This is a genomic window from Bacillus sp. HMSC036E02 (assembly GCF_001836235.1).
Classification (GTDB): domain Bacteria; phylum Bacillota; class Bacilli; order Bacillales; family Bacillaceae_G; genus Bacillus_A; species Bacillus_A cereus.
On record NZ_KV827868.1, the window covers coordinates 1,706 to 7,454 of the forward strand.

Genomic DNA, 5,749 nt, shown 5'->3' on the forward strand with positions numbered 1-5,749 from the left:
CCACGTTTTAATAGATGACTCCTTTCGAAATGAATTCCAATTTTTAAACACCTTTATAAATACATCTTGCGTGATATCATCTGATAAGTGTGGATCTTTCGTAATAATAAATGAATAATTCCATACATCTTGCCAATAGTCTTTTATAACATAGTCCAGCTCATCATGATTACACTTTTCAATAAACGTCTGTTCCATTTCCACACCTCAAACTTATTTGAATAAACATAAAAACTGCCCTCACTTTTATTATGGTTTCAATATATAGACAAGATACAAGTTTCATTTGTTCCATTGTTTATCTTTTTCAAGCAGAATAATACTACTAAAAAACAAGTAAAGCATACAATGATAAAATTCTACTCATGAAAATCTGTTTTTTGAATTTAACGTAACACTCCACTTGTCCATTTCAATTTGCTATCTCCTTCTATTTGCCATTAACAATGTCAACTTTTCTAGAATGACAGCAAAAAAGCATTCTTTCTAATCGAGAATGCTTTTTTGAAATTTAATTGTTCTATATTTTCCCCAATTTATATCTTTGAGTTAAGCAAACCTGTAATAAATTTAGTCAAAAAATTCACCATATGATTAAGTATTATTTCTGAAATACATGTTTTACTTTTTCACCTGGAACGTTACTTCCTCCTCTTCCTTTTACATCTTCAATCATCATTGTAACAATCATGTCTGGCGCATTTGCATCGAAAGCTGCGAACCATCCCAGTTCTTTTCCGTCTGCTTCTTTCGACTCTTTCAGTTCTGCTGTACCAGTTTTACCAGCAAGCGTCACACCATCAACCTGTGCAATTCTCCCTGCGCCATCAGGGTCATTAATGACTTTAATTAATGCGCTCTTTAATATCTCTTGATTCTTTTTAGAAACCACATTTTCTTTCCAATTCCCTGCTACTTTTGCTTCTTTTAAAAGATGTGGCGACGGAATATTCCCTTCATTTACAATCGGTGCATATGTTAATGCTAAATGAAGTGGTGTCATTAATACTTGTCCTTGTCCATAGCCCGTGTCTGCTAGTTGAATATCGTTTTTTATCCCATCTTTTGCAATGATTGAAATAGGAAGTTCGTATTCGATTGGTAATTTTTCATGAAATCCGTACTTTTTAAATTCATTTACATACTGATCTTTTCCCATTTTCAAAGCTTGTTGAGCAAAATAAATATTATCAGAGTACTTCATTGCCTTATCAAAATCAATTGGACTTGCATCCTTTACACGCGTTACATAGTAATTTCCCCAAGACGAATCTTTTGTCCACTTCAATCCTTGAATTTTAAATTCTTCCTTCGGATTTATTGTGTTTGTTTCCAAACCAATTGCACCTGTGATCGTTTTAAATACGGAACCTGGTACAAATGCTTGTGTAAAGCGATTCGTCATTGGTAGTTTCGAGTCGTTACTCCATGCTTCTCGTTGGGCTTTCGATGCTCCTCTAACTATTATATTTGGATTATAAGCAGGGCTACTTACAAGTGCGATTGTTTCACCTGTTTTAGGATTGACCGCTGCACTAGACCCTGCTTCAGTTTTCATCTCATTAAAGATTTTTTCTTGAATTGCAGCATCAATTGTTAACGTAACATTTTCTCCTTCTTTTGCTTCTTTTTTTGCTACGTTTTTAATCTCTTTCCCCTTCTCATCTTCTATAAATACGCGTCCACCCTTTTCACCACGCAATTTATTTTCTAACACTTTCTCTAAACCGGTCTTACCTACTAAATCATCTGCCTGATAACCTTGTTTTTGAAGTGATTTTAACTCCTCCGCATTCACCTTTCCTATGTATCCAGTTAAGTGTGCCGCTGCTTCACCTAATGGATACGTACGAATATTTACTGGGTGAGATGAAACTCCTTCTAATTCAATATAATCATTCTGTCTGGTTCCCTCTTTTAAAATACCAATTGGTACAAAGGAGTCTGGTTTTATCCATTTTGCTGTGAGCTTTTGTTCGACCTCTTCTATAGACATATCAAGTAATTGTGCTACTATTTCTTTCGTTTGCGCTGCTGTTTCGCCTAGTTTCTCTGGAATAATTCCAACCTCAGTCGCTTTACCATTCGTTGCAAGCCCTTTTCCATTTCGATCATATATTTCTCCGCGTTTTCCTTGCTCTATTTGCATACGTACTTTGTAATCTTTTTTCATTCCTGGAAAAATGAAGTCTGGCGTCCAATTTATTTTCCAAGACTCTTTATCTTTCACAAGTTTTGCTTCATGGATGAATGAAACTGATCCTACATCGGTATCCATCTTAACTTCAAAAAGAAAAAGCTCTTTATCTTTCGTATTCTCTCCTTTCATTTTAACTTTTAAATTCTTAGCTCCAATCCCCTCATAGATTTTTTGATATTTTTCTGTGAATTCTTTTTTAGAAATTGATTTTTTTGCATGATCTGATAAATGATCATACATATTTGTAAATTTTCTATCATTCCATAAATTAATATATTCTTCAAATGCTTGTTTTGGCGGTTCGTTTTTATTACATCCTACCAACATAACCGCGAAACAAACGAAAAGCAGCATCCATAATTTTTTCAATTCAATCTTCTCCCTTAGTTAAAAATGATGATTCCTTTCTTAATTTATTTAATAAAAAATGTTTTAACGCTTAATAGACAGTGAAAGTAAGGATATTGTTCCATATTTACAAAAAACTAAAAAAGAGTGATAAGAATTCCGTAAATTTGGAATCCTCATCACTCTCGTTTGATATTGTGCAAATCATGAATATGAAATAATAATTTCTAATTTTAAAAAATAATTTTAATTTTCCAACTAACGAGATAAAAATCATGTATTTGTTCTATTTTTAATAATTCATAAATTCGTTGAAATGTTCGCATCAAATTCATCTGATGTTTTGGTATCTATTTTTCTCCCATCAATTGTCATCTTTATTTTTTGTTTTTGGTTTGCTGTTACCACCCAAGCGTTCGGTAAATAACGATCTTCATGGGATAATGTAGACGGTGAATTTATAACCTTTCCTCCTAAATATAGCGTAGCAGAAGAACCTCCATCCATTGCCATTGCATTTATAGCTCCTTTTTCATATAAAATATCTTGACACTCTTTCAACGTAGCTCCTATACTATGTGTCTGTCTACCGTCAATAACTAGAAACATAATTGTACCATCTTCTTTTTGGGCCATAATACTTCTTGGAGCCGACCCCCAACCGCCGTCTCCTTCTGTAATCATTTTTTCTCCATTTACAATTAACTGTGGCATAAATCCAGCTGCGGAAACGACTTGTTTATCCAACAGTTGTTGGGTAGAATAATTTCCTGTTATCATTTGACCAAACTTTGTTAATCCCGTAATAATTGCAGGGGCATTTCTATCCATATTTGTATCAATAGCTTTCCCATTTTCTATCACAATTCCAGTAGCAACATTTCCTCCACCCCTTCCTGTTTCGTCAGCAAATCCACTTGCATTCACAGCAACAAGTGCATGATTACGTTTTGCCATTACACTAATTTTTTCTCCCCTGTTAGCACCCTGTGTTCCTTGATGGCTAACAAGTTTAACATTGAAAGGATTACTAATTGTTACTAACTTTCCTTCGAAAAGAAAGCGACTATCTTTATTACTTTTAATTGTTTCTACATCAATTTCTAATGGCTGATTTTTTAATTCTTCTAATCTTTTTCCTACTATTTTTTTATAAATATGCTCATCACTGTTTGACCATTTTGGATGATTAATTCTATCTTGCAGTTTATCTAGTTCCTTTTGGGATAGGAATGTATATTTCGCATATTGTGGATGCTGAGAAGTTAATATACTCCCAGCGATTGTTATACGAAGCTCTCGGCCATAGCTAGTACCAAATAGTATTCCTACGCCAATAATCATTAAAATAGAAAATAGAAGCAAAATTCGTTTGAAGATTTTTCTTAGATGTTTCATAGTTTTATCCTCCAGCATTCATTACATTCAATAAATCCATTAAAATATTATTTATCTAAAGACAAAAGTGTTTGATTTCCTCATGCCTGAATTCCCCACTATGTTTTAGCAATTAAGGCAACATACTTATTCCGGATTTCGTTTTTTTAGTGTATATTTATAAATTTAATAACGTTTTTGCAACCATGAAGTAAATTATTAATCCTGTTCCGTCAACAAATGTTGTAATAAATGGACCTGAAACAACTGCAGGATCTAGTTTTAATTTTCTTAGAATTAAAGGTAAAACAGCTGCTACAAGAGAAGCCCAAATAACAATAAATAATAAAGTAATTGCTACAACTTGCGCAACTTCTGCTCCAACTCCTAACATATAAGCACGAATGAGCCCAGCTATCCCAAGTGCAAGTCCAAGAAGCATACCAATTGCAAATTCTTTTTTCATTACACGGAAAATGTCTTTAAATTTTAACTCTCCAATACCAATTGCACGAGTAATTGTTGCTACAACCTGTGTTCCTGTATTCCCTCCAGTACCTACTAATAATGGAACAAAGAAAGCAAGGGCAACTACAGTTTCAATTTCGTCTTCAAAATACTTTAATACTGTACCTGTATATGCCTCAGCAACAAAAAGAAGTAATAACCATGGTAGACGTTTTAGGAAAATGCTCCAAATACTAGCTTCAAAGTAAGATTGATTCAATGGTTCACTTCCGCCTAACTTTTGAATATCTTCTGTAGCTTCTGCTTCCATAACATTCATTACGTCATCAAATGTTATAATACCAATCATTTTATTATTTGCTGTTGTGACAGGTATTGCTGCTAAATTATAATTCAGTAGCTTTTTTACAACTTCTTGCTGGTCAACTTCAGCGTGTACTGAAATTACCTCTGGCATCATGATAGTAGATAATATCTCTTCATCTGCTGCTAGTAATAACTCATGTATGGAAACGATTCCCTCAAGATAACCATGACTATCAAGAACATAACTATAAGATATTGATTCTACATTTTCAGAATGTTCCCTAATGTACTTCAATGTCATTTTTACTGACCAATTTCCTCTAACTGCAACAAAATCACTTGTAACAAGACTTCCTGCCGTTTCAGGTTTGAAAGTCATTAATTTTTTTACGTTATGTTTTGTAATTTTATCTAGATACGCCATTAATTTAGCCTGTTCTTCCGGATGAACCGCTAGAAGTAAATCTACTAATTCATCAATCGGTTGTAAATTCAGTAACTTTTTAGCTTTATTTTCAGATAAGTGAATTAAGATATTATATTTTTCTTCTGCACTCATATATTGAAGAACTTTAGAGCTTTTTAATACAGGAATCGTATTTAGTAATATGACTTGATCTTCAATTGAAAACTGTTTTACTTCTTGCGCAATATCATACGACGGAAGACGTAAAACTTTCTCTGCATCCAAGTTATTTTTGGTTATAAGTAATTCCTTTAATAATTTCTTCATGTTAACTCCTCCTCATATTGCTAAGGGAGACTCTAGAGTTTCATGAGTGGTTTTGTTTTATTTTATCTGTCTTAAATTTTTTATTAGAGCAATAATAGTTACATTGCAATCAATTCATTAGTTAGAATTACCTCCTTTTTGAATATAGACAAGATAAAAATAAATAACATTAAACAGAAAAACCTTTACTCAAAAAGGAGTAAAGGTTTTTTCACAATACAAATAAATGATTATTAAGACAGCTCTGCCGAAATCACAGAGGTGCCTTTCTATCAAATCGTATACCACTCCCTCGTTGAGTTTTAGCACTGTATAGC

The 5,749-nt window shown here is 33.1% G+C and carries 4 protein-coding genes; all 4 read right to left on the reverse strand.

All coding sequences use genetic code 11. The features are described from left to right. On the reverse strand, window positions 1–198 hold a 198-nt coding region (locus HMPREF2590_RS30965), incomplete at its 3' end, for an RNA polymerase sigma factor (protein WP_256325180.1). A 403-nt stretch (window positions 199–601) separates the two neighbouring features. Next, window positions 602–2,569, reverse strand: a complete 1,968-nt coding sequence (locus HMPREF2590_RS23965; protein WP_000737772.1) for a penicillin-binding transpeptidase domain-containing protein — start codon at window positions 2,567–2,569, stop codon at window positions 602–604. 279 nt (window positions 2,570–2,848) lie between these two features. Then, window positions 2,849–3,946 (reverse strand): phosphodiester glycosidase family protein, encoded by a 1,098-nt coding sequence (locus tag HMPREF2590_RS23970; protein WP_050821871.1) that lies wholly within the window; start codon window positions 3,944–3,946, stop codon window positions 2,849–2,851. Window positions 3,947–4,103: 157 nt separating this feature from the next. Beyond that, window positions 4,104–5,432: a magnesium transporter gene (mgtE, locus tag HMPREF2590_RS23975; RefSeq protein WP_000734820.1), complete on the reverse strand. Its 1,329-nt coding sequence runs from the start codon at window positions 5,430–5,432 to the stop codon at window positions 4,104–4,106. Window positions 5,433–5,749: the final 317 nt, after the last annotated feature.